At 61.2% G+C, this 24,054-nt stretch carries 25 protein-coding genes; 15 read left to right on the top strand and 10 right to left on the bottom strand.

Going from position 1 to position 24,054, the window contains the following annotated elements:
• Both BLX42_RS05680 and BLX42_RS05675 read right to left on the bottom strand, forming a co-directional pair.
• The coding region (locus BLX42_RS05680; RefSeq protein ID WP_119687692.1) for a transporter associated domain-containing protein at nucleotides 1-1,203 on the bottom strand (1,203 nt) is incomplete at its 3' end.
• Nucleotides 1,204-1,212: 9 nt separating this feature from the next.
• Entirely contained in the window at nucleotides 1,213-2,022 is an 810-nt protein-coding gene (locus tag BLX42_RS05675) for an inner membrane protein YpjD (protein WP_161871319.1), read from the bottom strand.
• A gap of 295 nt (nucleotides 2,023-2,317) precedes the next feature.
• Here BLX42_RS05675 and ffh point away from each other — a divergent pair, with 295 nt between their 5' ends.
• The 6 genes from ffh (at nucleotide 2,318) to BLX42_RS05645 (ending at nucleotide 6,374) form a co-directional block, all read left to right on the top strand.
• On the top strand, nucleotides 2,318-3,694 hold the full coding sequence (ffh, locus tag BLX42_RS05670) for a signal recognition particle protein (protein ID WP_046784370.1): 1,377 nt from the start codon (nucleotides 2,318-2,320) through the stop codon (nucleotides 3,692-3,694).
• A 235-nt stretch (nucleotides 3,695-3,929) separates the two neighbouring features.
• The gene (rpsP, locus tag BLX42_RS05665) at nucleotides 3,930-4,181 is read left to right on the top strand and encodes a 30S ribosomal protein S16 (RefSeq protein WP_012315971.1); all 252 of its coding nucleotides are present in this window, start codon (nucleotides 3,930-3,932) and stop codon (nucleotides 4,179-4,181) included.
• A gap of 5 nt (nucleotides 4,182-4,186) precedes the next feature.
• The gene (gene rimM / locus BLX42_RS05660; RefSeq protein ID WP_012315970.1) at nucleotides 4,187-4,723 is read left to right on the top strand and encodes a ribosome maturation factor RimM; all 537 of its coding nucleotides are present in this window, start codon (nucleotides 4,187-4,189) and stop codon (nucleotides 4,721-4,723) included.
• Nucleotides 4,724-4,726: 3 nt separating this feature from the next.
• The gene (trmD, locus tag BLX42_RS05655) at nucleotides 4,727-5,479 is read left to right on the top strand and encodes a tRNA (guanosine(37)-N1)-methyltransferase TrmD (RefSeq protein WP_008094486.1); all 753 of its coding nucleotides are present in this window, start codon (nucleotides 4,727-4,729) and stop codon (nucleotides 5,477-5,479) included.
• Between the two features lie 42 nt (nucleotides 5,480-5,521).
• Nucleotides 5,522-5,872 carry a 50S ribosomal protein L19 gene (rplS, locus tag BLX42_RS05650; RefSeq protein ID WP_008094487.1) on the top strand — a complete coding sequence of 117 codons (351 nt, stop codon included), beginning with the start codon at nucleotides 5,522-5,524 and terminating at the stop codon, nucleotides 5,870-5,872.
• A gap of 94 nt (nucleotides 5,873-5,966) precedes the next feature.
• The gene (locus BLX42_RS05645; RefSeq protein WP_161871318.1) at nucleotides 5,967-6,374 is read left to right on the top strand and encodes an acyl-CoA thioesterase; all 408 of its coding nucleotides are present in this window, start codon (nucleotides 5,967-5,969) and stop codon (nucleotides 6,372-6,374) included.
• A 4-nt stretch (nucleotides 6,375-6,378) separates the two neighbouring features.
• On the opposite strand, the gene BLX42_RS05640 is transcribed toward BLX42_RS05645, so the two are convergent.
• Nucleotides 6,379-8,205 (bottom strand): sodium:proton antiporter, encoded by a 1,827-nt coding sequence (locus BLX42_RS05640; RefSeq protein ID WP_046784368.1) that lies wholly within the window; start codon nucleotides 8,203-8,205, stop codon nucleotides 6,379-6,381.
• A gap of 68 nt (nucleotides 8,206-8,273) precedes the next feature.
• Here BLX42_RS05640 and xerD point away from each other — a divergent pair, with 68 nt between their 5' ends.
• From xerD to BLX42_RS05610, 6 genes are all read left to right on the top strand, one after another.
• Nucleotides 8,274-9,170 (top strand): site-specific tyrosine recombinase XerD, encoded by an 897-nt coding sequence (gene xerD / locus BLX42_RS05635; RefSeq protein ID WP_039603504.1) that lies wholly within the window; start codon nucleotides 8,274-8,276, stop codon nucleotides 9,168-9,170.
• Between the two features lie 152 nt (nucleotides 9,171-9,322).
• Nucleotides 9,323-10,084, top strand: coding sequence for a bifunctional protein-disulfide isomerase/oxidoreductase DsbC (gene dsbC / locus BLX42_RS05630; protein ID WP_046784367.1), 762 nt, complete (start codon nucleotides 9,323-9,325; stop codon nucleotides 10,082-10,084).
• 82 nt (nucleotides 10,085-10,166) lie between these two features.
• Nucleotides 10,167-11,471 (top strand): homoserine dehydrogenase, encoded by a 1,305-nt coding sequence (locus tag BLX42_RS05625; protein WP_046784366.1) that lies wholly within the window; start codon nucleotides 10,167-10,169, stop codon nucleotides 11,469-11,471.
• A 165-nt stretch (nucleotides 11,472-11,636) separates the two neighbouring features.
• Nucleotides 11,637-13,046, top strand: coding sequence for a threonine synthase (thrC, locus tag BLX42_RS05620; protein ID WP_046784365.1), 1,410 nt, complete (start codon nucleotides 11,637-11,639; stop codon nucleotides 13,044-13,046).
• A gap of 126 nt (nucleotides 13,047-13,172) precedes the next feature.
• Nucleotides 13,173-13,571, top strand: a complete 399-nt coding sequence (locus BLX42_RS05615) for a histidine kinase (RefSeq protein ID WP_012315963.1) — start codon at nucleotides 13,173-13,175, stop codon at nucleotides 13,569-13,571.
• Nucleotides 13,572-13,650: 79 nt separating this feature from the next.
• Nucleotides 13,651-13,932: a DUF3509 domain-containing protein gene (locus BLX42_RS05610; RefSeq protein WP_080765825.1), complete on the top strand. Its 282-nt coding sequence runs from the start codon at nucleotides 13,651-13,653 to the stop codon at nucleotides 13,930-13,932.
• A 127-nt stretch (nucleotides 13,933-14,059) separates the two neighbouring features.
• Here the strand turns inward: BLX42_RS05610 and BLX42_RS05605 are convergent, their stop codons facing one another.
• Nucleotides 14,060-14,920 carry a TIGR02285 family protein gene (locus BLX42_RS05605; RefSeq protein ID WP_161871317.1) on the bottom strand — a complete coding sequence of 287 codons (861 nt, stop codon included), beginning with the start codon at nucleotides 14,918-14,920 and terminating at the stop codon, nucleotides 14,060-14,062.
• Nucleotides 14,921-14,934: 14 nt separating this feature from the next.
• Nucleotides 14,935-16,134, bottom strand: coding sequence for a CaiB/BaiF CoA-transferase family protein (locus BLX42_RS05600; RefSeq protein WP_161871316.1), 1,200 nt, complete (start codon nucleotides 16,132-16,134; stop codon nucleotides 14,935-14,937).
• 132 nt (nucleotides 16,135-16,266) lie between these two features.
• Between BLX42_RS05600 and BLX42_RS05595 the strand changes: the two genes are divergently transcribed.
• The gene (locus BLX42_RS05595; protein ID WP_115274002.1) at nucleotides 16,267-16,809 is read left to right on the top strand and encodes a YaeQ family protein; all 543 of its coding nucleotides are present in this window, start codon (nucleotides 16,267-16,269) and stop codon (nucleotides 16,807-16,809) included.
• A gap of 12 nt (nucleotides 16,810-16,821) precedes the next feature.
• Nucleotides 16,822-18,531 (top strand): single-stranded-DNA-specific exonuclease RecJ, encoded by a 1,710-nt coding sequence (gene recJ, locus BLX42_RS05590; RefSeq protein ID WP_046784360.1) that lies wholly within the window; start codon nucleotides 16,822-16,824, stop codon nucleotides 18,529-18,531.
• 115 nt (nucleotides 18,532-18,646) lie between these two features.
• Here the strand turns inward: recJ and BLX42_RS05585 are convergent, their stop codons facing one another.
• Genes BLX42_RS05585 through BLX42_RS05575 form a run of 3 tightly spaced genes read right to left on the bottom strand, consistent with a single transcriptional unit; the run spans nucleotide 18,647 to nucleotide 20,693 of the window.
• Nucleotides 18,647-19,177: a hypothetical protein gene (locus BLX42_RS05585; RefSeq protein WP_177010519.1), complete on the bottom strand. Its 531-nt coding sequence runs from the start codon at nucleotides 19,175-19,177 to the stop codon at nucleotides 18,647-18,649.
• Nucleotides 19,178-19,237: 60 nt separating this feature from the next.
• On the bottom strand, nucleotides 19,238-20,107 hold the full coding sequence (locus tag BLX42_RS05580; RefSeq protein ID WP_161871314.1) for a hypothetical protein: 870 nt from the start codon (nucleotides 20,105-20,107) through the stop codon (nucleotides 19,238-19,240).
• Nucleotides 20,100-20,693: a 2OG-Fe(II) oxygenase gene (locus BLX42_RS05575; RefSeq protein WP_161871313.1), complete on the bottom strand. Its 594-nt coding sequence runs from the start codon at nucleotides 20,691-20,693 to the stop codon at nucleotides 20,100-20,102. Before BLX42_RS05575 ends, BLX42_RS05580 begins: the two co-directional genes overlap by 8 nt.
• 373 nt (nucleotides 20,694-21,066) lie before the next feature.
• Between BLX42_RS05575 and BLX42_RS05570 the strand changes: the two genes are divergently transcribed.
• The gene (locus BLX42_RS05570) at nucleotides 21,067-22,173 is read left to right on the top strand and encodes an NADH:flavin oxidoreductase/NADH oxidase (RefSeq protein ID WP_161871312.1); all 1,107 of its coding nucleotides are present in this window, start codon (nucleotides 21,067-21,069) and stop codon (nucleotides 22,171-22,173) included.
• Nucleotides 22,174-22,182: 9 nt separating this feature from the next.
• On the opposite strand, the gene BLX42_RS05565 is transcribed toward BLX42_RS05570, so the two are convergent.
• Both BLX42_RS05565 and BLX42_RS05560 read right to left on the bottom strand, forming a co-directional pair.
• Nucleotides 22,183-22,515 (bottom strand): type II toxin-antitoxin system HicB family antitoxin, encoded by a 333-nt coding sequence (locus tag BLX42_RS05565; RefSeq protein WP_046784357.1) that lies wholly within the window; start codon nucleotides 22,513-22,515, stop codon nucleotides 22,183-22,185.
• A 165-nt stretch (nucleotides 22,516-22,680) separates the two neighbouring features.
• Nucleotides 22,681-24,045, bottom strand: coding sequence for a gamma-aminobutyraldehyde dehydrogenase (locus tag BLX42_RS05560; RefSeq protein ID WP_256671918.1), 1,365 nt, complete (start codon nucleotides 24,043-24,045; stop codon nucleotides 22,681-22,683).
• Nucleotides 24,046-24,054: the final 9 nt, after the last annotated feature.

The following is a 24,054-nucleotide window of genomic DNA, read 5'->3' as shown; positions in this document are numbered from 1 at the left end:
GCGGGTCACGGTCCACACCAGTACCTTGCTGGCGCAATTGTCTTCTGTTTCGAGGATTTCCAAGCGATAGCGGCCGATCTTCAGGCAAACAGCGCTTTCCGGGATGCTTTCAAGGGCCTCGGTGACCAGCCCGTTCAGGGTCTTCGGCCCGCCGTCGCTGGGCAGGTGCCAGCCGAGGGTGCGGTTGATTTCGCGCAGGGAAGCGGCGCCATCGATGACGAAGGTGCCGTCGGGCTGGGGGTGTACATGGGGGTTGTCGAGGCTGTGCTCTTCCTCGAACTCGCCGACGATCTCCTCGAGTATGTCCTCCAGCGTAACGATGCCCAGTACCTCACCGTATTCGTCCACCACCACGCCCAGCCGGCGCTGCTGCTTGTGGAAGTTCAGCAGTTGCAATTGCAGTGGGGTGCTTTCGGGGACGAAGTAAGGCTCGTAGCAGGCGCTGTGGAGCTTCTCCAGCGTCAGCTCGGCCTTGGGCAGCAGGTGGCTGATCAGCTTGGTGTTGAGGATGGCTTCTACCTGGTTGATGTCGTTGTGGTAGACCGGCAGGCGCGTGTGGCGGCTGAGGATCAGTTGCTCGATGATGCGCTCGATCGGCTCATCCAGGTTGATGCCATCGACCTCGTTGCGCGGCACCAGAATGTCGTTGACGGTGACCTTGTCCAGCGAGTGCAGGCCATCGAGCAGGCCGTGGCGCGGCATGTCGTGGTCTTCATCCTCGGTAAAGTCGTCATCTGCCTGCGGGTGCAGGGCCACTGCGGTGGGCGGTACGCGAAACGGCCGCAACATCAGCTTGGCGCAGCCGTCCAGCAGGCAAGCCAAGGGTTGCACCAGTGCCAATGGGAGCTTCAGCAGGCTGGCGCCCAGGCTGATGAAGGCCAGCGGGTTGCGCCGAGCCAGGCGCCGCGGCAGGTATTCGGCGAACACCAGCAGGCCAGAGGTCGCGGCCAGGCCGGCCAGCCAGAAACCGTGCTCGCCGTTGAGGCGTTGGCCGATCAGGCAGGCCAGGCCCAATACCAGAAGCTTGCCCAGGCTGGCGCACAGCACCAGGGCCTGGGCTGGCAGTACCGGTTGCCCGTCATCGCCGGGGCGCAACGAGCCGTTGAGTTGCAGGCGGGCGGCATCCACCGCGGTGAACAGCGCCGACCAGAGCAGCGCCAGTGCCAAAGTGCCGAGTAGCGGAGCGTACGGCAGGGTGTCCATGGGCGACCGTCAGATATGCAGGATGAATTCGCGGACCAGCTTGCTGCCGAAATAGGCCAGCATCAGCAGGCAGAAACCGGCCAGTGTCCAGCGGATCGCCTTGTGCCCACGCCAGCCCAGGCGGGTGCGGCCCCACAGCAGTACGCTGAAGACGATCCAGGCCACGCAGGCCAGCAGGGTTTTGTGTACCAGGTGCTGGGCAAACAGGTTGTCCAGGAACAGCCAGCCAGAGATCAGCGACAGCGACAACAGGCACCAGCCCGCCCAAAGGAAGCCGAACAGCAGGCTTTCCATGGTCTGCAACGGTGGGAAGTTGCGGATCAGCCCGGAAGGGTGCTTGTTTTTCAGCTGGTGGTCCTGCAGTAGCAGGAGCAGCGACTGGAACACCGCAATGGTGAACAGCCCATAGGCCAGGATCGATAGCAGGATATGAGCGAGGATCCCCGGCTCTTCATCGATCAGCGGAACGGTGCCGGGTGGGGCGAACTGGGCCAGCAGGGCCGTGATGGCGCCGAGCGGGAACAGCAGCACCAGCAGGTTTTCCACCGGTATGCGCAGGCAGGCCAGCAGGGTCAGGGTGATCACCGCCACGGCGATCAGGCTGGCGGCGCTGAAGAAGTCCAGGCTCAGGCCCAGCGGGGTGATCAGCTGAAAGAACAACGCGCCGCTCTGGGCGATCACGGCGAGGGCGCCGAGCAGGCAGAGCAGCCGTTTGTCGGCTTTGCTCGACTGGGCCAGGCGCGAACCCTGATAAACGGTCGCCGCTATATATAGGCCGGCGGCGATCAGGTTGGGGATGAGGCTGGGTGAGGAGACCATAAGTCCTGGTGGGCAAGCCTTAAAGAGACGGAGTTTGGCATAGATCGCGCTGGGGGGGCTAGTGAGCTGCAAGCTTCAGGCTGCAAGCTGCAAGCGAAGGCAGATTCGTGCGGGGGCGGGATTTTCTGATGGTTTGCGGCTTGAGCCTTGCAGCTTGAAAGTTGCCGCCGGGAAGCCGAGGTGTGCGCCGCCGCCGCTCTTCGCTATAATCGCCGCCTTGCTGTGCCCAGCGCGTGTGCATATTCACCTGGGCGCCTGACAAACCTCGGCTTTTACTTGGCCTGAAAGGATCACCATGTTCGAAAACCTGACCGACCGCCTGTCACAGACGCTGCGCCATGTCACCGGCAAGGCCAAGCTGACCGAAGACAACATCAAGGATACGTTGCGCGAAGTGCGCATGGCCCTGCTCGAGGCCGACGTTGCCCTGCCGGTGGTCAAGGATTTCGTCAACAGCGTCAAGGAGCGTGCGGTCGGCACCGAGGTGTCGCGCAGCCTGACCCCGGGCCAGGCGTTCGTGAAGATCGTCCAGGCCGAGCTGGAAAGCCTGATGGGTGCGGCCAACGAAGACCTCGCGCTCAATGCCGCCCCGCCTGCCGTGGTGCTGATGGCCGGTTTGCAGGGCGCGGGCAAGACCACCACCGCCGGTAAGCTGGCGCGCTTCCTCAAGGAGCGCAAGAAGAAGAGCGTGATGGTGGTTTCGGCCGACGTCTACCGCCCGGCTGCGATCAAGCAGCTGGAAACGCTGGCCAACGACATTGGCGTGACCTTCTTCCCGTCCGATATCAGCCAGAAGCCTGTGGCCATTGCCGAAGCGGCGATTCGCGAGGCCAAGCTCAAGTTCATCGACGTGGTCATTGTCGACACCGCCGGCCGTCTGCACATCGACGCCGACATGATGGACGAAATCAAGGCGCTGCATGCCGCGGTCAAGCCGGTTGAAACCCTGTTCGTGGTCGATGCCATGACCGGCCAGGACGCCGCCAATACCGCCAAGGCCTTCGGTGAAGCCCTGCCGCTGACCGGCGTGGTGCTGACCAAGGTCGACGGTGATGCCCGTGGCGGTGCCGCGCTTTCGGTACGTGCCATCACCGGCAAGCCGATCAAGTTCATCGGTATGGGTGAGAAAACCGAGGCTCTCGAGCCCTTCCACCCGGACCGTGTGGCGTCGCGCATCCTCGGCATGGGCGACGTGCTCAGCCTGATCGAGCAGGCCGAACAGACCATCGACAAGGCCAAAGCCGACAAGCTGGCCAAGAAGCTGAAGAAGGGCAAGGGCTTCGATCTCGAGGACTTCCGCGACCAGCTGCAACAGATGAAGAACATGGGTGGCCTGGGCGGCCTGATGGACAAGCTGCCGAGCATCGGCGGGGTCAACCTGTCGCAGATGGGCAATGCCCAGGGCGCAGCCGAGAAACAGTTCAAGCAGATGGAGGCGATCATCAACTCCATGACCCCGGCCGAGCGTCGCGATCCTGACCTGATCAGCGGTTCGCGCAAGCGCCGGATCGCCCTGGGTTCCGGTACCCAGGTGCAGGACATCGGGCGGCTGATCAAGCAGCACAAGCAGATGCAGAAGATGATGAAGAAATTCTCCGCCAAGGGCGGCATGGCCAAGATGATGCGCGGCCTGGGCGGGATGTTGCCTGGCGGCGGCATGCCGAAGCTGTAACCCTTATTCCGGGCGCTTGTCTTTTGAAGAATGAGCGCTCAGAACCCCCGCTGCGGCGGGGCAATGGCCACGCAATCCGTGGCTCAACCGGCAAATCTGGACGGCAGGGCGAGGCCTTGTCGAAAAAGTCATTTGCAAATGTCCGTGTATTCCCCGAGAATATGCGGCCTTTTGGGCACCCGTGTGCCTATTTGGCATTCAGATTTGCAGCACCGACTATAGGAACGATGTTCACATGGTAACCATCCGTCTTGCCCGTGGCGGCTCGAAAAAGCGCCCTTTCTACCACCTGACCGTGACCAACTCGCGTAACGCCCGTGACGGCCGTTTCGTTGAGCGCGTAGGTTTCTTCAACCCGATCGCTGCTGGCGCTGAAGTCAAGCTGTCGGTCAACCAGGAGCGCGTCAGCTACTGGCTGAGCCAAGGCGCACAGCCGTCTGAGCGTGTTGCTCAGCTGCTGAAGGACGCTGCCAAGGCCGCTGCCTGAGCAATATGAACGCGACGCCAGAAAAGGCTGACGACCTCATCGTCGTTGGCAAGATTTTTTCGGTTCACGGCGTTCGCGGCGAGGTGAAGGTGTATTCCTTTACCGATCCGATTGAAAACCTGTTGGATTATCCACGCTGGACGCTTCGGCACGAAGGCAAGGTAAAGCAGGTCGAGCTGGTCAGCGGTCGTGGCTCCCAAAAGGGCCTGGTCGTTAAACTGAAAGGCCTCGATGATCGTGATGAAGCGCGTCTTCTGAGCGGCTTCGAAATCTGCATCCCGCGGAGCCTTTTGCCCAACCTGGCCGCAGACGAGTACTACTGGTACCAACTGCAGGGCCTGAAGGTCATCAACCAGGACGAACAGCTGTTCGGCAAGGTCGATCACCTGTTGGAGACCGGTGCGAACGATGTAATGGTGGTCAAACCCTGCGCAGGCAGCCTGGATGATCGCGAGCGTCTGTTGCCCTATACGGCGCAATGTGTGCTGGCAATCGACCTGGAAGCAGGCGTGATGCGGGTTGAATGGGACGCGGACTTCTAAACGATGGGTAACCTTCGCGTAGACGTCATCACGTTGTTCCCCGAGATGTTCTCGGCCATCACTGAGTACGGCATTACCAGCCGCGCGGTAAAACAGGGGTTGCTTCAGGTGACCTGCTGGAACCCGCGGGACTACACCACAGATCGCCACCACACAGTGGATGATCGGCCGTTTGGCGGTGGCCCGGGCATGGTGATGAAAATCAAGCCTCTGGAAGACGCCCTGGTTAGCGCCAGGCAAGCGACCGGAGCATCGGCAAAGGTGATCTACCTTTCGCCGCAAGGCCGCAAGCTGACTCAGCAAGCGGTCAAAGGCCTGGCCGAACAGGAATCGCTGATCCTGATCGCCGGTCGTTATGAAGGCATCGACGAGCGCTTTATCGAGGCTCATGTCGATGAGGAGTGGTCGATTGGCGACTATGTGCTTTCCGGTGGCGAGCTGCCGGCCATGGTACTGATCGATGCGGTTACACGGCTGCTGCCCGGAGCTTTAGGGCATGTGGACTCGGCGGAGGAAGACTCCTTCACCGACGGTCTGCTCGATTGCCCGCACTACACCCGACCTGAGGTGTATGCGGATCAGCGTGTTCCCGACGTGTTGCTAAGTGGCAACCATGCACACATCCGGCGTTGGAGAATGAAGCAGTCCCTTGGTAGGACCTTCGAACGACGCGCCGATCTTCTGGAAAGTCGCTCGCTTTCTGGAGAAGAGAAGAAGCTGCTCGAGGAATATCTCCGCGAGCGGGACGATAGTTAAACGTATCGATGGTGGATCACGTATCCATCTTAGGAGCACAGCATGACCAACAAGATCATCCAGCAGCTCGAAGCCGAGCAGATGAGCAAGGAAATCCCGACCTTCGCACCAGGCGACACCATCGTCGTTCAGGTTAAAGTGAAGGAAGGTGAGCGTTCCCGTCTGCAGGCGTTCGAAGGCGTTGTTATCGCCAAGCGTAACCGCGGCCTGAACAGCGCTTTCACCGTGCGCAAAATCTCCAGCGGCGTTGGCGTTGAGCGTACCTTCCAGACCTACAGCCCGCAGATCGACAGCCTGGCCGTGAAACGTCGTGGTGACGTGCGTAAAGCCAAGCTGTACTACCTGCGCGACCTGTCCGGCAAAGCCGCTCGCATCAAGGAAAAACTGTCCTGAGTACAGTTTGCCCGGTGGCCCTGGCCGCCTAGCGAGAAAAAAGCAGCCTTCGGGCTGCTTTTTTGCGTTTTGAAACCCGAAAGAAGTGACGGACATGACCAGCCGAGACCAGGAAATTCTGCGCCGCACCGAGTTGTCGGTGACCCGCGTGACCAAAGCGGTGTTCCCCAACACCACCAACCACCACAACACCTTGTTCGGCGGCACTGCGCTGGCCTGGATGGACGAAGTGTCGTTCATCGCCGCTACGCGCTTCTGCCGGCTGCCGCTGGTGACCGTGTCCACAGACCGTATCGATTTCAAACACCCGATCCCGGCAGGCTCGATCGTCGAGCTGGTGGGAACGGTGATCAAGGTCGGCAACACCAGTTTGCAGGTTCAAGTGGACGTATTCGTCGAGAACATGTACCTGGATGGGCGCGAGCGGGCAATCCATGGTGTGTTCAGCTTTGTCGCCATCGACGAGGACAAGCGCCCGGTGCCGGTGTTGCCACAAGCCTGAAGGCTCAACCCGGCGCGGCAGTGGTCTCGGTGATGGGGGCCGGTTCCACCAGCGCCACCAGGGTCCAGCCAGGTTGCGGCGCAAGCGGGTTCTCGGGGCTTGATACATGCACCCAGCCCTGGGCGTCCCGGGCAAACAACAGATGTGCGCGCTCGCCATGCAATGCCTGGTAATTGTCCCAGTCGAAGCCCTCGGTAAGGTTGGTGCTGTACAGTTCCGCGCCATGATGCAGGCGATTGGCCATTTGTTGGTAGGTCATCGGGCTTGAGCCCAGCAGTTGGCCACGGTGCTCTTCGCTGGCCCGGTGCTTGTCGCTGCGCTGCTTCTCCAGGCCGCTGGCCAGCACATACAAGCGGCCGTGGCCGAAGTCATGACGAAAGCGCGCACAGGCCAAGGCGTTGATCTCCCCGGCAGGCGACAGCCCCAGCAGGTGGCCGAGGCCTACCAGGTCCAGGTGTGCGTCGGCATGCTGCGAAGCCGGGTTGCCAAAGTAGGTCGGCAGCCCCTCCATGCGTGCCGCACGAATGTTTTCCCAGCTCGAATCGGTCAGCAACACACGGCAGCCCAGTTGCTGCAGGGCCTTGCCGATGGCGCGTGCGGGTTGGTTGGCGCCGACGATGAGAAAGCCGCTGGGCGCCGGCTCCGCCACCTTGAGCAGGCGCGCCAGGGGGCGCGCCGTAGCGCTCTGCAGCACGACGGTGCCGATGATCACGGCAAAGGTGAGCGGCACCAGCAGCAGTGCGTCCTGATGCCCGGCCTCATGCAGGCGGATGGCGAATATCGCCGACACTGCGGCGGCAACGATACCGCGTGGTGCGATCCAGGCCAGCAGGGCCCGTTCCCGCCAGTTCAGCGAGGACCCCAGCGTTGACAGCAAGACATTCAGCGGCCGCGCCACCAGCTGGATCACCAGCAGCAGTGCCAGTACGGCCGGGCCCAACCCCAGCAGGGCATGCAGATCGAGCCGCGCGGCAAGCAGGATGAACAGGCCGGAGATCAGCAGTACGCTGAGGTTCTCCTTGAAGTGCAGGATCTGCCGTACATCGACGCCACGCATGTTGGCCAGCCACATGCCCATTACCGTCACCGCCAGCAGCCCGGACTCGTGAACGATCTGGTTGGCGGCGATGAAAATACCCAGTACGGCGGCCAGCGACGCCAGGTTGTGCAGGTATTCCGGCAGCCATTGCTCGCGCATGATCTGCCCCAGTAACCAGCCACCGGCGGCGCCCAGGGCGCTGCCGCAGAAGATCACCCCGGCAAAGGTCCCCAGGCTCTGGCTCAGGCCATCGCCATCGGCGCTGGCGATGATGAAGCTGTACACCACGACGGCGAGCAGGGCACCGATCGGGTCGATGACGATGCCTTCCCAGCGCAGGATGTTGGCAATGGTCGCCTTCGGCCGTACCACGCGCAGCATGGGCACGATGACCGTAGGGCCTGTCACCAGAGTCAAGGTGCCGAACAGGATCGCCAGCGGCCAGTCGAAACCCAGCAGCCAGTGTGTCGCCAGGGCGATCACCAGCCAGGTCGACAGGGCGCCGACGGTGACCAGGCGGTGCACCACGCTGCCGATGTCCCGCCATTGCGAGAGGTGCAGGGTCAGGCTGCCTTCGAACAGGATCAGTGCCACCGCCAGTGACACCAGCGGCATCAGCAGCGGGCCGAACAGCGCTTGCGGGTCGAGCCAGCCGAGCAACGGGCCGACCATTATCCCGGCCAGCAGCAGGAAGAGAATCGCTGGCAGCTTCAGGCGCCAGGCCAGCCACTGGCAGGCGAGGGCGGCGGCACCGATACCGCCCACACTGAGTAGGATCTGCTGTTCGTTCATGCGGGCTCCCTATGCCGGCGTTGTTATGAAAGACTAAGCGTCATTTCATCGTTTGCCACCGAGTTTTCATGCCAGCCCTTGACCACCCCTTGATCGACCAGTTCCTTGATGCCCTGTGGCTGGAAAAAGGCCTTTCAGACAACACTCGCGTCTCTTATCGCAGTGACCTGGCGCTGTTCAATGGCTGGCTGCAGGATCACGGCCTGGCCTTGCCTGCCGCCGGTCGAGAGCTGATCCTCGATCACCTGGCCTGGCGTCTGGATCAAGGCTACAAGCCGCGTTCCACTGCGCGTTTTCTCTCAGGTCTGCGTGGCTTTTTTCGCTACTTGCTGCGGGAAAAGCTCATTGCCGTCGATCCAACCCTGCAAATAGAGATGCCTCAGCTGGGCAAACCCTTGCCCAAGTCGTTGTCGGAAGCCGACGTCGAGGCCCTGTTGCAGGCCCCGGACCTTGGCGAAGCCATTGGCCAGCGCGACCGTGCCATGCTTGAAGTCCTGTACGCCTGTGGTCTGCGCGTTACCGAACTGGTCAGCCTTGCCCTGGACCAGGTGAACCTGCGCCAAGGCGTGCTGCGGGTGATGGGCAAGGGCAGCAAGGAGCGCTTGGTGCCGATGGGCGAAGAGGCGGTGCTGTGGCTGGAACGCTACCTGCGCGACGGCCGCGCCGAACTGCTTAGCGGGCGCCCGAGCGATGTGTTGTTCCCCAGCCTGCGCGGTGAGCAGATGACCCGCCAGACGTTCTGGCACCGCATCAAGCATCACGCGCGGGTTGCCGGCATCGACAAGCCGCTGTCACCGCACACCCTGCGGCACGCCTTCGCCACCCATCTGCTCAATCATGGTGCCGACCTGCGCGTGGTGCAGATGCTGCTGGGGCACAGCGACCTGTCGACCACACAAATCTATACCCATGTGGCCAAGGCCCGCCTGCAGCAACTGCACGCACAGCACCACCCGCGTGGATGAATGATTTTCATGTTCCGCCGGCCGGTACTCGCAGACCCCTTCACCGGTAGCGTGTTGTGGTAGGCTTGGGCGGTTTGCACCAAGGGCCGCACGGTCGCCGCGTTTTTGCGCAGGTGACGCCCTCCGGCCCCTGTCCGCCCTCAGGAGTTCCCATGCGCGTGACCCAGATTTTCGCCGCCGCCGCGTTGGCGCTGGCCAGTACCTTTGCCGTTGCCGCGGCGACCGACAGCAATACCGCTGCCGAGCAGGCGATTCGCAAGTCGTTGCAGAACCTTGAGCTGGAAGTGCCGGTCGAGAGCGTGGCCAGCAGCCCGCTCAACGGCCTGTATGAAGTCAAGCTGCAGGGCGGCCGTGTGCTGTACGCCAGCGCCGATGGCCAGTTCGTCATGCAGGGCTACCTGTACCAGATCCAGGACGGCAAGCCGGTCAACCTGACCGAGAAGACCGAGCGCCAAGGCGTAGCCAAGCTCATCAATGGCATTCCAGCTGCCGAGATGGTGGTTTATCCTGCCAAGGGCCAGACCAAGTCGCACATCACCGTGTTCACCGACACCACCTGCCCGTATTGCCACAAGCTGCACGCCGAAGTGCCGGAGCTCAACCGTCGCGGTATCGAAGTGCGCTATGTCGCCTTCCCGCGCCAGGGCCTCGGCTCGCCGGGTGACGAGCAGTTGCAGGCCGTGTGGTGCTCCAGTGACCGCCGCGCAGCGCTGGACAAGATGATCGACGGCAAGGAAATCAAGGCTGCCAAATGCGCCAACCCGGTCGGCAAGCAGTTCCAGCTGGGCCAGTCGATCGGCGTGAACGGTACGCCGGCGATCGTGCTCGAAAACGGCCAGGTGATTCCAGGTTATCAACCGGCACCGCAAGTGGCCAAACTGGCCCTGGCCGGCCAGCAGCAGGCCGCCAAGTAAATCATTCAGTACGCCGTCGTCATGGGGTGACGGCATGTTTCACGGTCGGCGCAGGTGCCGGCCGTTCAATGGGGAGTTCACAGTGAAACCGGTCAAAGTAGGCATCTGTGGGTTGGGGACCGTCGGTGGCGGAACCTTCAATGTACTTCAGCGCAACGCCGAGGAGATTGCCCGCCGTGCCGGGCGCGGTATTGAAGTGGCACAGATCGCCATGCGCTCGCCGAACCCGAACTGCCAGATTACCGGTACCCCCATTACCGCTGATGTGTTCGACGTTGCGAGCAACCCGGAGATCGACGTTGTCATCGAGCTGATCGGTGGCTATACCATCGCCCGCGACCTGGTGCTCAAGGCCATCGAAAACGGCAAGCACGTGGTGACTGCCAACAAGGCGCTGATCGCCGTTCACGGCAACGAAATTTTCGCCAAGGCCCGTGAGAAGGGCGTGATCGTTGCGTTCGAAGCCGCAGTGGCCGGTGGCATCCCGGTGATCAAAGCGATCCGCGAAGGCCTGTCGGCCAACCGCATCAACTGGCTGGCCGGGATCATCAACGGCACCGGCAACTTCATCCTCACCGAGATGCGTGAAAAAGGCCGCGCCTTCCCCGACGTGCTGGCCGAAGCGCAGGCGCTGGGTTATGCCGAAGCCGACCCGACCTTCGACGTCGAAGGTATCGATGCTGCGCACAAGCTGACCATCCTGGCGTCCATCGCCTTTGGCATCCCGCTGCAGTTCGACAAGGCCTACACCGAAGGCATCACCCAGCTGACCACTGCCGACGTGAACTACGCCGAAGCCCTGGGCTACCGCATCAAGCACCTGGGTGTAGCCCGCCGCACTGCCGAAGGCATCGAGCTGCGCGTGCACCCGACGCTGATCCCGAGCGATCGCCTGATCGCCAACGTAAACGGCGTGATGAACGCCGTGATGGTCAATGGCGATGCGGCCGGCTCGACCTTGTATTACGGTGCCGGCGCCGGCATGGAGCCCACGGCTTCCTCGGTGGTCGCCGACCTGGTTGACGTGGTCCGCGCCATGACCTGCGACCCGGAAAACCGCGTGCCGCACCTGGCCTTCCAGCCGGACTCGCTGTCGGCGCACCCGATTCTGCCGATCGAAGCTTGCCAGAGCGCCTACTACCTGCGCATCCATGCCAAGGACCACCCGGGCGTGCTGGCTCAGGTGGCGAGCATCCTGTCGGAGCGCGGCATCAACATCGAGTCGATCATGCAGAAAGAAGTCGAGGAACAGGATGGCCTGGTGCCGATGATCCTGCTGACCCACCGTGTGGTCGAGCAGAGCATCAACGACGCCATCGTTGCTCTGGAAGCCTTGCAGGACGTGGTCGGCAAGGTCGTGCGCATCCGCGTCGAACAGCTCAACTAAGCGGCAAGCTTCAAGCTGCAAGCTGCAAGAAAAAGCAGTTCGGTGTTGGGGCTTCTAACAGTTTAAATTTGCGGCAAGGGCAGTGCAGCGCGTAAGAAAAATGCCGAACAGCTTTTTCTTGGCGCTTGCAGCTTGCAACTTGCCGCTCGAACCGAAGGTTTGCATATGCGCTATATCAGCACCCGCGGCCAGGCACCGGCCCTGAATTTCGAAGACGTCCTGCTGGCTGGCCTGGCCAGCGATGGCGGCCTGTACGTGCCAGAGAACCTCCCACGCTTCACCCAGGAAGAAATCGCTTCCTGGGCTGGCCTGCCGTATCACGAACTGGCCTTCCGTGTGATGCGCCCGTTCGTCGAGGGCAGCATTGCCGACGCCGATTTCAAGAAGATCCTGGAAGAGACCTACGGCGAGTTCGCCCACGCTGCGGTCGCTCCGCTGCGCCAGCTGAACAGCAACGAGTGGGTTCTTGAGCTGTTCCACGGCCCGACGCTGGCCTTCAAGGACTTCGCCCTGCAGCTGCTCGGGCGTCTGCTCGACCACGTACTGGCTAAGCGCAACGAGCGCGTGGTGATCATTGGCGCCACCAGTGGCGACACCGGCTCGGCCGCCATCGAAGGCTGCCGTCGCTGCGACAACGTCGACATCTTCATCCTTCATCCGCATCAGCGTGTGTCGGAAGTTCAGCGCCGTCAGATGACCACCATCTTCGGCGACAACATCCACAACATCGCCATCGAAGGCAACTTCGATGACTGCCAGGAGATGGTCAAGGCCAGCTTCGCCGACCAGTCGTTCCTCAAAGGCACCCGCCTGGTCGCAGTCAACTCGATCAACTGGGCGCGGATCATGGCCCAGATCGTCTACTACTTCCACGCTGCCCTGCAGCTCGGTGGCCCGGCGCGTTCGGTGGCGTTCTCGGTGCCGACCGGCAACTTTGGCGACATCTTCGCCGGCTACCTGGCACGCAACATGGGCCTGCCGGTCAGCCAGCTGGTGGTTGCCACCAACCGCAACGACATCCTGCACCGCTTCATGAGCGGCAACCAGTACGTCAAGGAAACCCTGCACGCGACCTTGTCGCCGTCGATGGACATCATGGTTTCGTCCAACTTCGAGCGCTTGTTGTTCGACCTCCACGGTCGCAACGGTGCCGCTATCGGCGAACTGATGGCCAACTTCAAGCAGGGCGGCGGTTTCAGCGTCGACCAGGACCGCTGGACCGAGGCGCGCAAGCTGTTCGACTCGCTGGCAGTGAGCGACGAGCAGACTTGCGAGACCATCGCCGAGGTCTTCGCCAGCACAGGTGAAGTGCTCGACCCGCATACCGCGATTGGCGTAAAGGCCGCGCGCGAATGCCGTCGCAGCCTGGATACCCCTATGGTGGTGCTGGGCACTGCGCACCCGGTCAAGTTCCCGGAGGCTGTGGAGAAAGCGGGCGTCGGCAAGGCGCTGGAGCTGCCTGCGCACCTGAGCGACCTGTTCGGCCGTGAGGAGCGCTGCACGGTGCTGGCCAACGACCTCAAGGCAGTCCAGGCCTTCGTCAGCCAACACGGTAATCGCGGCAAGCCGCTTTAATCGTCATGAGAGGGGCCGCTGCGCGGCCCCTCTTTTAGATTTTTCCCCGGTTTCATTCAGACTTTTCCTATGTAAAACGCGTTGAGCGCTGCATACAGTGGCCCGTCCTTCCCTCAGGAGCGGCTCATGCATCAGCCCTACGTGTTGATTCACCAGGCTCGGCCTTCCCACCAGATTCTCCTGCATCAGGCGTGCAATGCCCTGGGCGTTTTCGATGTGCGCATCACCCATGATCTGGTTGACCTCAATGCCTGCCTGGCACGCAAGCGCGGTGCCGATCTGCTTATCCTCGACCATGCGATGAAAGGCGGCCAGGCCCTGCTCGAACGCCTGGAGCGCAACCGCTGTTCACGCGCTTTGCTTTTCGTCGGCTGTGCCAGCAAGCACCGGCCCAACCTTGCCGAGCAAGCTCGCGAGCGTGGCCTCTGGGTGCTGGCCGACCTGCCCTGGCCGCTACCGGTGCGGCGTTGGCAACAGGCCTTGCAGCGTATTCAAACGGTCACATCACCCACGCATGCTCACTGAAACAGCTGCAGCGCAACGAACTTTCCGCTGCGCTTGCTGGTCAGTTCCTTCATATACCACCACGCAGCGAGTGATCCGGATGGAAAGAATCTGCAGACTGCTTAATGACGCCCTGAGCCCCTATCAGACCCAGCTAGGCACCGCCGATGCCATTGGCAACCGGCAACTCACCGTTTTCGACAGCCTCGGTGGCATTACCTTGCGCCGAACGGTCAGCCAGCGCCAGTTGCAGGAGCAAAGCCTGCTGATCGACCTGGTCGATGGCCTTCACCGTGACCTGCAGATAGCCGAGGGGCGCCTGCAGCCCTGTGTCATCGCCGCGTTGCAGCAACGTCAGCATCCTCAAGGAACCTTTGCCTGAGTGGCGCATCAGAGACAGTAGGGCAGCCAGCCAGCACACAGCTCCGGTGATGGCGGGTTGTCGCGGGAAGTCCATGAGGACTTTCGATTGGCCCCGGGCGTCCTCCCCAGCGTCCCGGGGTTTCTTTTTACCGCCCTTCGAAAAAATGCCTGCTCTGTTCCAGGTATTCTTCTTGCAGCTCCGGATCCAGCCATTTGGCGTAAAGCGCGGGCAGGGTGTCCCGGCGTAGCGGGGGCAACAATTGGTCTATATGCGCGACCGCTGCGTGCCCCAAGGGGGAATCGGAGCAGCCCACATGCAAGAACTGGTAGCGGTTCACCCCTTGTATCGGGTGAAACTGGTACTCATCGAGCGAGCCGCCTTGCTGCTGGATCAGGTAGCGCACTTCCGGCCAGTAGCCTAGCACCAGTTGCAGGCGCCCCAGGCGCTGCATCTGCAGCAGATTGGCAGTGGCATCGTTACCATAGTGGCGGCTGAGGACTGCGTCGGGGAGCTGGTGCAGGATCTCGTCGATCTGTGTGTTGTAGCTGCGTCCGGCGACGATGCCAAGCTGCAGTTGCGTGTCGCTCAACAAGCGTTTGAGGTCAACCTGCGCACCATCCAGAAACGGTGCCAGCAGAGATCCGGCTTGCTTGCGTACGACCAGGCCACCGCTCATCGCCCCCAGCACCGGTTCGGAGAAATGCACGAACTTCGCACGCTCCGGTGTCCACAGCATGGTCGGATCGCAGGTGAAGCTGGTAGGGTCCTGCAGCATCTGTATGCCGCGCGCCCGAGTGACCCGTACGATGTCGTGGTCGTACTCGGGCATCTGTTCGATCAGCAGCGCCAGCATCCGGTCGATCGCACCTTGGCCCTTGGCCGCACCCTCCAGGATGGTGAAGGGCGGCAGGTCGCGGACCAGCCATATCAGGCGTTCCTTGGCCTGCACTGGCCCGATGGCCATGGCGAGCAGCAGCCCGCACAGCAGGGACAGGAACGCGCGCACGGGCGGGGGCGACCTCAGACCGTGCCTGCCTGGCGCAAGCTGGCGATGGCGGCGGCGTCATAACCCAGGGTGCCAAGCAGGGCATCGGTGTGCTCGCCCAGCGCCGGGCCTACCCACTCGGCCGAGCCGGGTGTTTCGGACAGCTTGGGTACAATGCCTGGCATCTTGAACGCTTTACCGTCCGGCAGGCGGGCCTGCAGGAACATCTCGCGGGCCAGGTACTGCGGGTCGTTGAACATGTCTTCTGCCGAGTAGATTCGGCTTGCCGGCACTTCGGCGGCTGTCAGTACCTGCATCACCTGCTCCAGGGGCAGGCTGTTGGCCCAGCGGTCGATCACCCCGTATAGTTCGTCACGCCGCGCATCGCGGCCATCATTGCTTGCCAGCGTCGGGTCGTCGGCCAGGTCGTTACGGCCGATGGCCTGCATGAAACGTTTGAATATCGCATCGCCATTGGCACCGATCTGCACGTGCTTGCCGTCGGCGCTGGTGTGGATGGAAGAGGGCGTGATGCCCGGCATGATGTTGCCGGTGCGTTCGCGAATGAAGCCAAACACATCGAACTCGGGAACCATGCTTTCCATCATGGCGAAGATTGCCTCGTACAGCGCCACGTCCACCACCTGGCCCTGGCCGCCGTTGACCTCGCGGTGGCGCAGCGCCATCAGTGCGCCGATCACGCCCCACAATGCAGCGATCGAGTCGCCGATGGAGATGCCGGTGCGCACCGGTGGGCGGTCATCGAAGCCGGTGATATAGCGCAGGCCACCCATCGACTCGCCCACGGCGCCGAAGCCTGGCTGATCCTTCATCGGCCCGGTCTGGCCGAAGCCTGACAGGCGCACCATCACCAGTTTCGGGTTGAGCTCATGCAGCACATCCCAGCCCAGGCCGAGCTTTTCCAGCACGCCCGGGCGAAAGTTCTCGATGAGAATGTCGGCCTCGGCCAGCAGCCGCTTGAGGATCTCGCGACCATCGGGATGCTTGAGGTTCAGCGTCAGTGACTGCTTGTTGCGCGCCTGCACGAACCACCACAGCGAAGTACCCTCGTACAGCTTGCGCCATTTGCGCAGCGGGTCACCGCCGTCGGGCGACTCGACCTTGATCACCTCGGCGCCGAACTCGGCGCAGATGCGCGAAGCGAACGGGCCAGCGATCAGGGTGCCAAGCTCGATGACTTTCAGGCCGGCGAGGGGTTTGCTGGGCGTAGACATGGGGCATCCGTGGCAATTGGGCAGAGCCGTGGTTTTATCATAGGTCGGTAGCGGCAGATACTGCTGCGGCGCAACGAAGATCAGGATCGGGTAGACTGTGTGACTTTTCTTTGCGCAAGTAGCCCTTCGACCATGGCCCAGCCGTCCACCACCTACAAATTCGAACTGAATCTGACCGATCTCGATCGCGGCGTGTACGAAAGCGTCAAGCAGACCATCGCCCGTCATCCTTCGGAAACCGAAGAGCGCATGGCCGTGCGGCTGTTGGCCTACGCACTCTGGTACAACGAGAATCTGTCGTTCGGCCGCGGCCTGTCGGATGTCGACGAGCCTGCCCTGTGGGAAAAGAGCCTGGACGACCGCGTACTGCACTGGATTGAAGTGGGCCAGCCGGACGCTGATCGCCTGACCTGGTGTTCGCGCCGTACCGAGCGCACCAGCCTGCTGGCCTACGGCAGCCTGCGTGTATGGGAGAGCAAGGTGGTTGGCGCGGTCAAGAACCTGAAGAACCTGAACATCGCCGCTGTGCCGCAAGAGGTGCTCGAAGTGCTTGCCACGGAGATGCCGCGCAGCATCAAGTGGGACGTGATGATCAGTGAAGGCACAGTGTTCGTCACTGATGACCGTGGCCAGCACGAAGTGCAGCTGCAGTGGCTGCTCGGTGAGCGTGGCTGAGCCAACCGACCCATGCGTATCGAACCCCGCCCGCTGCCGCCGACCCTGCCGTTTCTCGGTAACCTGCCACCCTTGCTGACCCGCTTGTATGCCGCCCGCGGCGTGCAGTCCGAGGCCGAGCTGGACAAGAGCCTGGCGCGGCTGTTGCCGTACCAGCAGCTCAAGGGCATCGATGCCGCTGTAGACTTGCTGGTCGAAGCGCTCGACCAGCGCCAGCGCATCATCATCGTCGGCGACTTCGATGCCGACGGCGCCACCGCCAGTACTGTCGGCGTGCTCGGCCTGCGCCTGCTGGGCGCGGCCCATGTCGACTACCTGGTGCCCAACCGTTTCGAATATGGCTATGGCCTGACCCCGGAGATCGTCGAGGTGGCGCTGCAGCGCCAGCCGCAATTGCTGATCACGGTCGACAACGGCATTTCCAGTGTCGAGGGTGTGGCGGCAGCCAAAGCGGCTGGGCTCAAAGTGCTGGTCACCGACCACCACCTGCCGGGCCAGCAATTGCCGGACGCCGACGCTATCGTCAACCCGAACCAGCCAGGTTGCGACTTCCCAAGCAAATCGCTGGCCGGCGTCGGGGTGATCTTCTACGTGCTGATGGCCTTGCGCGCGCGCCTGCGCAGCCTGGGGCGCTACCAGACGCAAGCACAACCGAACATCGGTGAGCTGCTCGACCTGGTCGCGCTGGGCAGCGTAGCCGACGTGGTGCCGCTGGATGCCAACAACCGCATCCTCGTGCATCAGGGCCTGGAGCGCATCCGTGCCGGCCGGGCGCGGCCGGGGCTGAAGGCGATTCTGGAGGTGGCACGTCGCGATCACCGGCGTATCACCTCCACTGACCTGGGCTTCATTCTAGGCCCGCGGCTCAATGCCGCCGGGCGCCTGGACGACATGAGCCTGGGTATCGAGTGCCTGTTGTGCGAGGACGAGGCGCTGGCCCTGGACATGGCACAGCAGCTCGACGGCCTGAACCAGGACCGCAAATCGATCGAGCAGGGCATGCAGCGCGAAGCCTTGGCCCAGCTCAAGGATTTGCCGGTCGAGTCCATGCCTTACGGCCTATGCCTGTTCGATGCCGAATGGCACCAAGGTGTGATCGGGATCCTCGCCTCACGCCTGAAAGAGCGTTACCACCGGCCTACTATCGCCTTCGCCGATGCCGGTGACGGCATGCTCAAGGGCTCGGCGCGGTCGGTACCGGGCTTTCACATCCGTGATGCGCTGGATGCAGTGGCAGCGCGCCAGCCTGAACTGATCAGCAAGTTCGGTGGGCATGCCATGGCTGCGGGCCTGTCGTTGCCCGAAAGTCATTTCCCGGCGTTCGCCGAAGCGTTCGATGAAGAAGTCCGTCGCCAGTTGCGCGAAGAGGATTTGACCGGCCGTCTGCTTTCGGATGGCAGCCTGGCGGTGGAGGAATTTCACCTGGACCTGGCCAAGGCCCTGCGTAATGCCGGGCCTTGGGGGCAACACTTCCCCGAACCGCTGTTCCATGGTGTGTTCCAGCTGGTCGAACAGCGCGTGGTCGGCGAGCGCCATCTTAAAGTGGTGCTCAAGAGTGAATGTGGTTCGGTACGGTTGGATGGCATTGCCTTCGGCATCGACCGCGAGGTGTGGCCGAACCCCACCGTGCGTTGGGTGGAGCTGGCGTACAAGCTGGATGTGAATGAGTTTCGAGGTAATGAAAGCGTGCAGCTGATGATTGCGCATATGGAGCCGCGCTGAGGAGCCTCCAAGTGCCTGCCTTGGTTTTGCGGGGTTGTGGAAGTTGAGCGCCGCCCTGACTCTGCAACGTCCATGTGCATTTTGGCTACTCGCGCAGCGAAGCCGAGAAATCCTGCTATGTTTCGACCGCACGCTGTTGCTTCTTATTTCGCAGGTTTTGCCAGTGCATCACTGCGGCCCCTGCAAATGAGAGGAGGCTGAACGTGCAGACGAACACGATCCCTTCTACAGCTTTCCGATCACTCGTTTCGTTTACACGCTGCCTGAGTGAAGGGTCGGATAACATTTCATCTTTAGTCGATAAAGTCCTCGCGATAGGGCCGGAAAGGGTGTTTTCGACTTCTATGAATAGAGGTGTTGTTTTGCTGACGTTGGCGTTGTCGTAGCGGGACCTGTCCACGTACATCCATGTTTTAACCCGTTGGCCATTAGGCGCATTGTAACGAACACCTAAGCCATATATGGATTTGTCGTACTCCCAAATCTCAGGGTTTGAAGTCAGCGACGCGGGTATGCGAACCCATGGAGCGGTAGCGGGCTCGATTTTCTCTCCGAAGTCATAGAGAAATATGGGTAGTAAAAAGAGGAATGCGATCCCCGTCAATATCAGGCACTTCACTCGGTCATGCGCAGGCATGCTGCGCATCAGTTTGATCCAAGCTCCCCAAGTTAGCATTGGTGTCTCTCTCTTAGAGGTGATTGCCGGTCAGCGATATTTGTCTTGCTGCGGTGCATTGCAGCAAGCATATTTATCTTGCCCTGCGCCAAACCCAACGGTAATTGATGGCGTGGGCCCTGCCGGAGGCTGCCCGGTTAAGCTTTCAATTCCTATGGTCAGTGTTGCGCCTCCTGAGTGCTCAGGCGCAGATGGCGTAACGGGTAGATTATTGCCTCCATGGGGGATGGGGCGAGTATTTGCGTTGGTTTTGAATTCCTCAAGTATTCGGGTGTCTAACTTGATGTCGTGAGTAGTAGGGTTCCATGTAATGACCGTGATCAATCCGCCGAAATGAGCGGCTATCGACGCTGGGTCTGTTACTGTTAGGTTTGGTGCAATGAGGGGTGTAGAGGGTTCTTGTGTCACATCATGGGTTTTCAATGCATTGATGATGGCGTCCGTAGCGGTTTTTTGGATTCTCCGGGCTAGCTCTGAATTATATGTCCCTATCAGACTTGCTGCTAGTGATACGGCGGTGAAGGAACCGGCGGTCAAAGGTCCTCCTAGCAATAGTGCAAAACCCGCGACGACACCGGCGACGTTACCCACCAGGCTGACTACGTCGCCATAGTTTAGCTTTTGATTGTCTCGGTATTCGGCAACAATCTTTAAGAAAGTAACCGTTCCTGCGAGGGAGTTGGTGGCGATATTGATAAATGGTACTGCCCCCGCCGTCATCTGGGTGACTGAAAGTACAGAGGCGACTGCGGTGCTGGTTTGAGCACCTTGTACTATCAGTGAGAATCCCTTTTTATCGGTATTGAACTGATCATGTACGGCCGAAGCTGCTCCAGCCTGGAATCCAGGTTTTCCCACACGGTCTACCATGGCAACAAATATTTCCACGCGATTACTCATGCGACTTGCTCCTGATTGTTTTGAACGCAAGTGTCACTCGCAAACGATCGCATTCAATTGCTGGCGATTTTGCTCGGTGTGGAATTTCGCCGTTGAACACTACGATGCGTTTAGGTTTTGGAAGAACGGCAGCGATAATGTCGTTTTTTATGTCATTGCAAAACATGAGTTCGCCTCCCCAAGTCGTGGCCCAATAATCGTTGCAGAAAACCACTGCTGTCTGGCCGGGTTCGCTTGGTAGGTTGTCTCGATGAATCGGGCTGTCCTGCCCTGCTGTCTGTCCGTTTGCGTATACGCCAAGTAGTCTGGAGTTTTTAATGTGGGTCGCTTTCAATCGATGCCAGATATGAGCCAGAAAACCCCAGCGTTTATCATTTTCCAGCTCTTCCTCACAGCATTCGAGGGATTCGCGGCGGCTTCCTGCAATGAAAAAATGCCAGCAGGGACGAGAGAAGGGTGTTGAGTTTACCGGCCAGTCATATCTCCATAGGGCATCAGAAAATGCCTTGGTAAGCAGAAGCTGTTCGTGGTCGGTAATGGCGTTATCGAGCGTGCTTATATCTTGTGTGGAGAAAAATTTGTCCATTAATCTTATTGTCAGGTCAGTGGGTGTTTTCTTCGATTTACGAAGATTTTTCGCATGTCGAGGGCGATAATGACGATAGTTTTATTTGTGTCGGGTGGCGATAGGACACAGCACTCGCTTATTGAGAAGGATTTCTTACCGGGCCGTAGGATTATTAAAGTTGTCTTGTAGGCTATTTCTATATAGGCCAGTCGACCGGCATCAGATCGCTCTGGAGGGGGGGTACCACCCATGGCGTCAGCGCAGTCAACAATCCCATCGAACCTCCCTCCCACCAATCTGGTCTAGTCTGATTAATGACCGGCACCGGGCCAGGGATGTGCACTTGAATGCCCGGGCCGGATCACCATTGGAGTCCTTGGGAGGTGCCCTCATGAGCCTGCTGCTCGAGCCTTACACCCTGCGTCAGCTGACGTTGCCCAACCGCATCGCCGTCTCGCCGATGTGCCAGTATTCCGCTGTCGATGGCCTGGCCAACGACTGGCACCTTGTCCATTTGGGTAGCCGCGCCGTCGGTGGTGCCGGGCTGGTCATCACCGAAGCGGTCGCTGTGACCGCCGATGGCCGGATCACTGCCGAGGACCTTGGTCTGTGGAACGATGAACAGATCGCCCCACTGCAACGCATCACCCGCTTCATCACCGCGCAGGGCGCCGTGCCGGGCATCCAGCTGGCCCACGCCGGGCGCAAGGCCAGCACCTATCGCCCGTGGCTGGGCAAGCATGGCAGCGTCAAGATCGAGGAAGGTGGCTGGCAGCCGGTGGGGCCGTCGAAGATTGCCTTCGACCCTGAACACACGGCGCCGCGTGAGTTGAGCAAAGACGAGATCCAGGATGTTGTAGCCGAGTTTGTCAAAGCCACCGAACGGGCATTGCAAGCGGGCTTCAAGGTAGTCGAGATCCACGCCGCCCATGGCTACCTGCTGCACCAGTTCCTCTCGCCGCTGAGCAATCAGCGCCGCGACGAATACGGCAGTTGCTTCGAAAACCGCATCCGCCTGACGCTGCAGGTGACCGAGGCGGTGCGTAAGGTCTGGCCGAAGGAACTGCCGCTGTTCGTTCGCGTGTCGGCGACCGATTGGGTGGAAGACGGCTGGAACCCCGACGAAACAGTAGAACTGGCCCGTCGCCTGCGAGCGCTCGGTGTCGACTTGATCGATGTGTCCTCCGGCGGTACTTCGATGAATGCCGAAATCCCCACCGGCCCCGGCTACCAGACCCGCTTCGCCGAGCGTGTACGCAAGGAATCGGAAATCGCCACCGGTACGGTGGGCATGATCACCGAACCGGCCCAGGCCGAACACATCCTGCGCACCGGGCAGGCCGACCTGATCTTCCTGGCTCGCGAGCTGCTGCGCGACCCTTACTGGCCGTTGCATGCCGATGATGACCTGGGCGGTAACAGAGCTACGTGGCCGGCGCAGTATCAACGGGCTACCAGCCGGGCGAATCCGATACATGAGTCGGATCTGCGGGACTGATTGACCACCTCAGCTGTAAGCGGCCTTGCTCAGAATATCGCTGACCCACTGATTGATGCTTTTTTCCGCCAGCTCGGCCTTTGCGGCCACGCTGGCGTGAAGGGTGGGCTCAAGGCGCAGACTCAGCTTCCCCGAATAGGTCTTTTGCGGCTCACGGCCAAGGCGTTTACAGGTTTCGAGATAGTCATCAACGGCCTCCTCGAATGCTTGTCGCAATTCACTGATCGACTCGCCGTGAAAACCAATCACGTCACGTATGCCCGCAACGTGTCCAATCAGCAACTGGTCCTCGTCACTGCATTCGATTCTTGCGGTATAGCTGCGGTAGGTCATGACATTCATGGTGTTACTCCGGCCTGCTCAAGGAACTGGCGGGCGTCGCCTGAAAAATGGCATCAAGGGTCCATCTAAAGAAAGGTCCTAGGTATTCATGCGAAGACGATCGCCACTTTGTACCTGCCTCCTTGCTGACTTGTCTCAGGAGAGGCCGGTAGCTTCACATCACGCTCAATGCTTGATCATCACATGCCGCACGCAGGTGTAATCCTCCAGCCCATACATCGACATGTCCTTCCCATACCCCGAATGCTTCTGCCCGCCATGGGGCATTTCGCTGACCAGCATGAAGTGGGTATTGACCCAGGTGCAGCCATATTGCAACCGGGCCGCCAGGCGGTGGGCGCGGCCGGTGTCGCGGGTCCACACCGATGAAGCCAGGCCGTACTCCGAGTCGTTGGCCCATTCCAGCGCCTGCGCTTCGTCAGTGAAGCGTGTCACCGACACCACCGGGCCAAACACCTCGTGGCGCACGATCTCGTCATCCTGCAGCGCATCAGCCAGCACCGTTGGCTCGAAGAAGAAGCCATCCCCCGGTAGTGCCTTGCCCCCGGTGACCAGGCGAATGTGCGGCTGGGCGATGGCGCGCCCGACCAGGCCGGCCACCTTGTCACGGTGCTGGGCGCTGATCAGCGGGCCGAGTTCGGTGTCTTCGGCATCCTGCAGGCCGGTTTTAAGGCTGGCCACGGCTTTGCCGAGGCGTTCGACGAAGCGTTCGTAGATGCCGGCCTGCACATACAGGCGGCAGGCCGCGGTGCAGTCCTGGCCTGCGTTGTAGAAACCGAAGGTCCGGATACCGTCGATGGCGGTATCGATGTCGGCATCGTCGAACACCAGCACAGGCGCCTTGCCGCCCAGTTCCATGTGCATGCGCTTAACGCTGCCCGCCGTGGCGCCGATGATGTGCGCGCCGGTAGGGATCGAGCCAGTCAGCGAGACCATACGCACCTTGGGGTGGGTAACCAGTGGGTTGCCGACCGTCTGGCCGCGGCCGAAGAGGATGTTGAGCACGCCGGCAGGCAGTACGTCCTTGGCCAGTTCGCCGAGGCGCAGGGCGGTCAGCGGGGTCAGCTCGGACGGTTTTATGACCACGGTATTGCCAGCGGCCAAGGCTGGGGCGATCTTCCACGCCAGCATCATCAGTGGATAGTTCCAGGGTGCGATCGAGGCCACTACGCCCAGCGGGTCGCGGCGGATCATCGAGGTGTGCCCTGGCAGGTATTCACCGGCCGCCGAGCCACCGAGGCAGCGGGCGGCGCCGGCAAAATAGCGCAGCACATCGGCGATGGCCGGTATTTCGTCGTTCAGGGCCGCAGCGAAGGGTTTGCCACAATTTTGCGACTCCAGCCTGGCCAGTTCATCGGCATGCGCCTCAATCGTGTCGGCCAGCGCCAGCAGGGCCAGCGAGCGCTCTTTAGGGCTGGTCTGCGACCAGCTGTCGAAGGCATGGTCGGCGCCACGCACCGCCGTATCGACCTGGGCCTCGGTGGCTTCGTTGATCTGTGCCAAGGCACTGCCTTCAGCGGGGTTGAGCACAGTCCAGGC

The organism is Pseudomonas sp. SG-MS2 (genome assembly GCF_009933855.1).
In the GTDB taxonomy this organism is placed as follows: Bacteria; Pseudomonadota; Gammaproteobacteria; order Pseudomonadales; family Pseudomonadaceae; genus Aquipseudomonas; species Aquipseudomonas putida_E.
This window is presented reverse-complemented; position numbering and strand designations above follow the sequence as displayed.

Bases quoted from the DNA above. Each gene is read 5' to 3' on its own strand.
- xerD (WP_039603504.1), top strand. From the start codon at position 8,274: ATGCCAGCCCTTGACCACCCCTTGATCGACCAGTTCCTTGATGCCCTG.
- BLX42_RS05580 (WP_161871314.1), bottom strand. From the start codon at position 20,107: ATGAGTAATCGCGTGGAAATATTTGTTGCCATGGTAGACCGTGTGGGA.
- BLX42_RS05565 (WP_046784357.1), bottom strand. From the start codon at position 22,515: ATGAATGTCATGACCTACCGCAGCTATACCGCAAGAATCGAATGCAGT.
- rpsP (WP_012315971.1), top strand. From the start codon at position 3,930: ATGGTAACCATCCGTCTTGCCCGTGGCGGCTCGAAAAAGCGCCCTTTC.
- rimM (WP_012315970.1), top strand. From the start codon at position 4,187: ATGAACGCGACGCCAGAAAAGGCTGACGACCTCATCGTCGTTGGCAAG.
- BLX42_RS05645 (WP_161871318.1), top strand. From the start codon at position 5,967: ATGACCAGCCGAGACCAGGAAATTCTGCGCCGCACCGAGTTGTCGGTG.
- BLX42_RS05570 (WP_161871312.1), top strand. From the start codon at position 21,067: ATGAGCCTGCTGCTCGAGCCTTACACCCTGCGTCAGCTGACGTTGCCC.
- trmD (WP_008094486.1), top strand. From the start codon at position 4,727: ATGGGTAACCTTCGCGTAGACGTCATCACGTTGTTCCCCGAGATGTTC.
- BLX42_RS05585 (WP_177010519.1), bottom strand. From the start codon at position 19,177: ATGCGCAGCATGCCTGCGCATGACCGAGTGAAGTGCCTGATATTGACG.
- BLX42_RS05575 (WP_161871313.1), bottom strand. From the start codon at position 20,693: ATGGACAAATTTTTCTCCACACAAGATATAAGCACGCTCGATAACGCC.
- ffh (WP_046784370.1), top strand. From the start codon at position 2,318: ATGTTCGAAAACCTGACCGACCGCCTGTCACAGACGCTGCGCCATGTC.
- BLX42_RS05675 (WP_161871319.1), bottom strand. From the start codon at position 2,022: ATGGTCTCCTCACCCAGCCTCATCCCCAACCTGATCGCCGCCGGCCTA.
- BLX42_RS05615 (WP_012315963.1), top strand. From the start codon at position 13,173: ATGCATCAGCCCTACGTGTTGATTCACCAGGCTCGGCCTTCCCACCAG.
- dsbC (WP_046784367.1), top strand. From the start codon at position 9,323: ATGCGCGTGACCCAGATTTTCGCCGCCGCCGCGTTGGCGCTGGCCAGT.
- thrC (WP_046784365.1), top strand. From the start codon at position 11,637: ATGCGCTATATCAGCACCCGCGGCCAGGCACCGGCCCTGAATTTCGAA.
- BLX42_RS05600 (WP_161871316.1), bottom strand. From the start codon at position 16,134: ATGTCTACGCCCAGCAAACCCCTCGCCGGCCTGAAAGTCATCGAGCTT.
- recJ (WP_046784360.1), top strand. From the start codon at position 16,822: ATGCGTATCGAACCCCGCCCGCTGCCGCCGACCCTGCCGTTTCTCGGT.
- BLX42_RS05640 (WP_046784368.1), bottom strand. From the start codon at position 8,205: ATGAACGAACAGCAGATCCTACTCAGTGTGGGCGGTATCGGTGCCGCC.
- BLX42_RS05595 (WP_115274002.1), top strand. From the start codon at position 16,267: ATGGCCCAGCCGTCCACCACCTACAAATTCGAACTGAATCTGACCGAT.
- rplS (WP_008094487.1), top strand. From the start codon at position 5,522: ATGACCAACAAGATCATCCAGCAGCTCGAAGCCGAGCAGATGAGCAAG.
- BLX42_RS05610 (WP_080765825.1), top strand. From the start codon at position 13,651: ATGGAAAGAATCTGCAGACTGCTTAATGACGCCCTGAGCCCCTATCAG.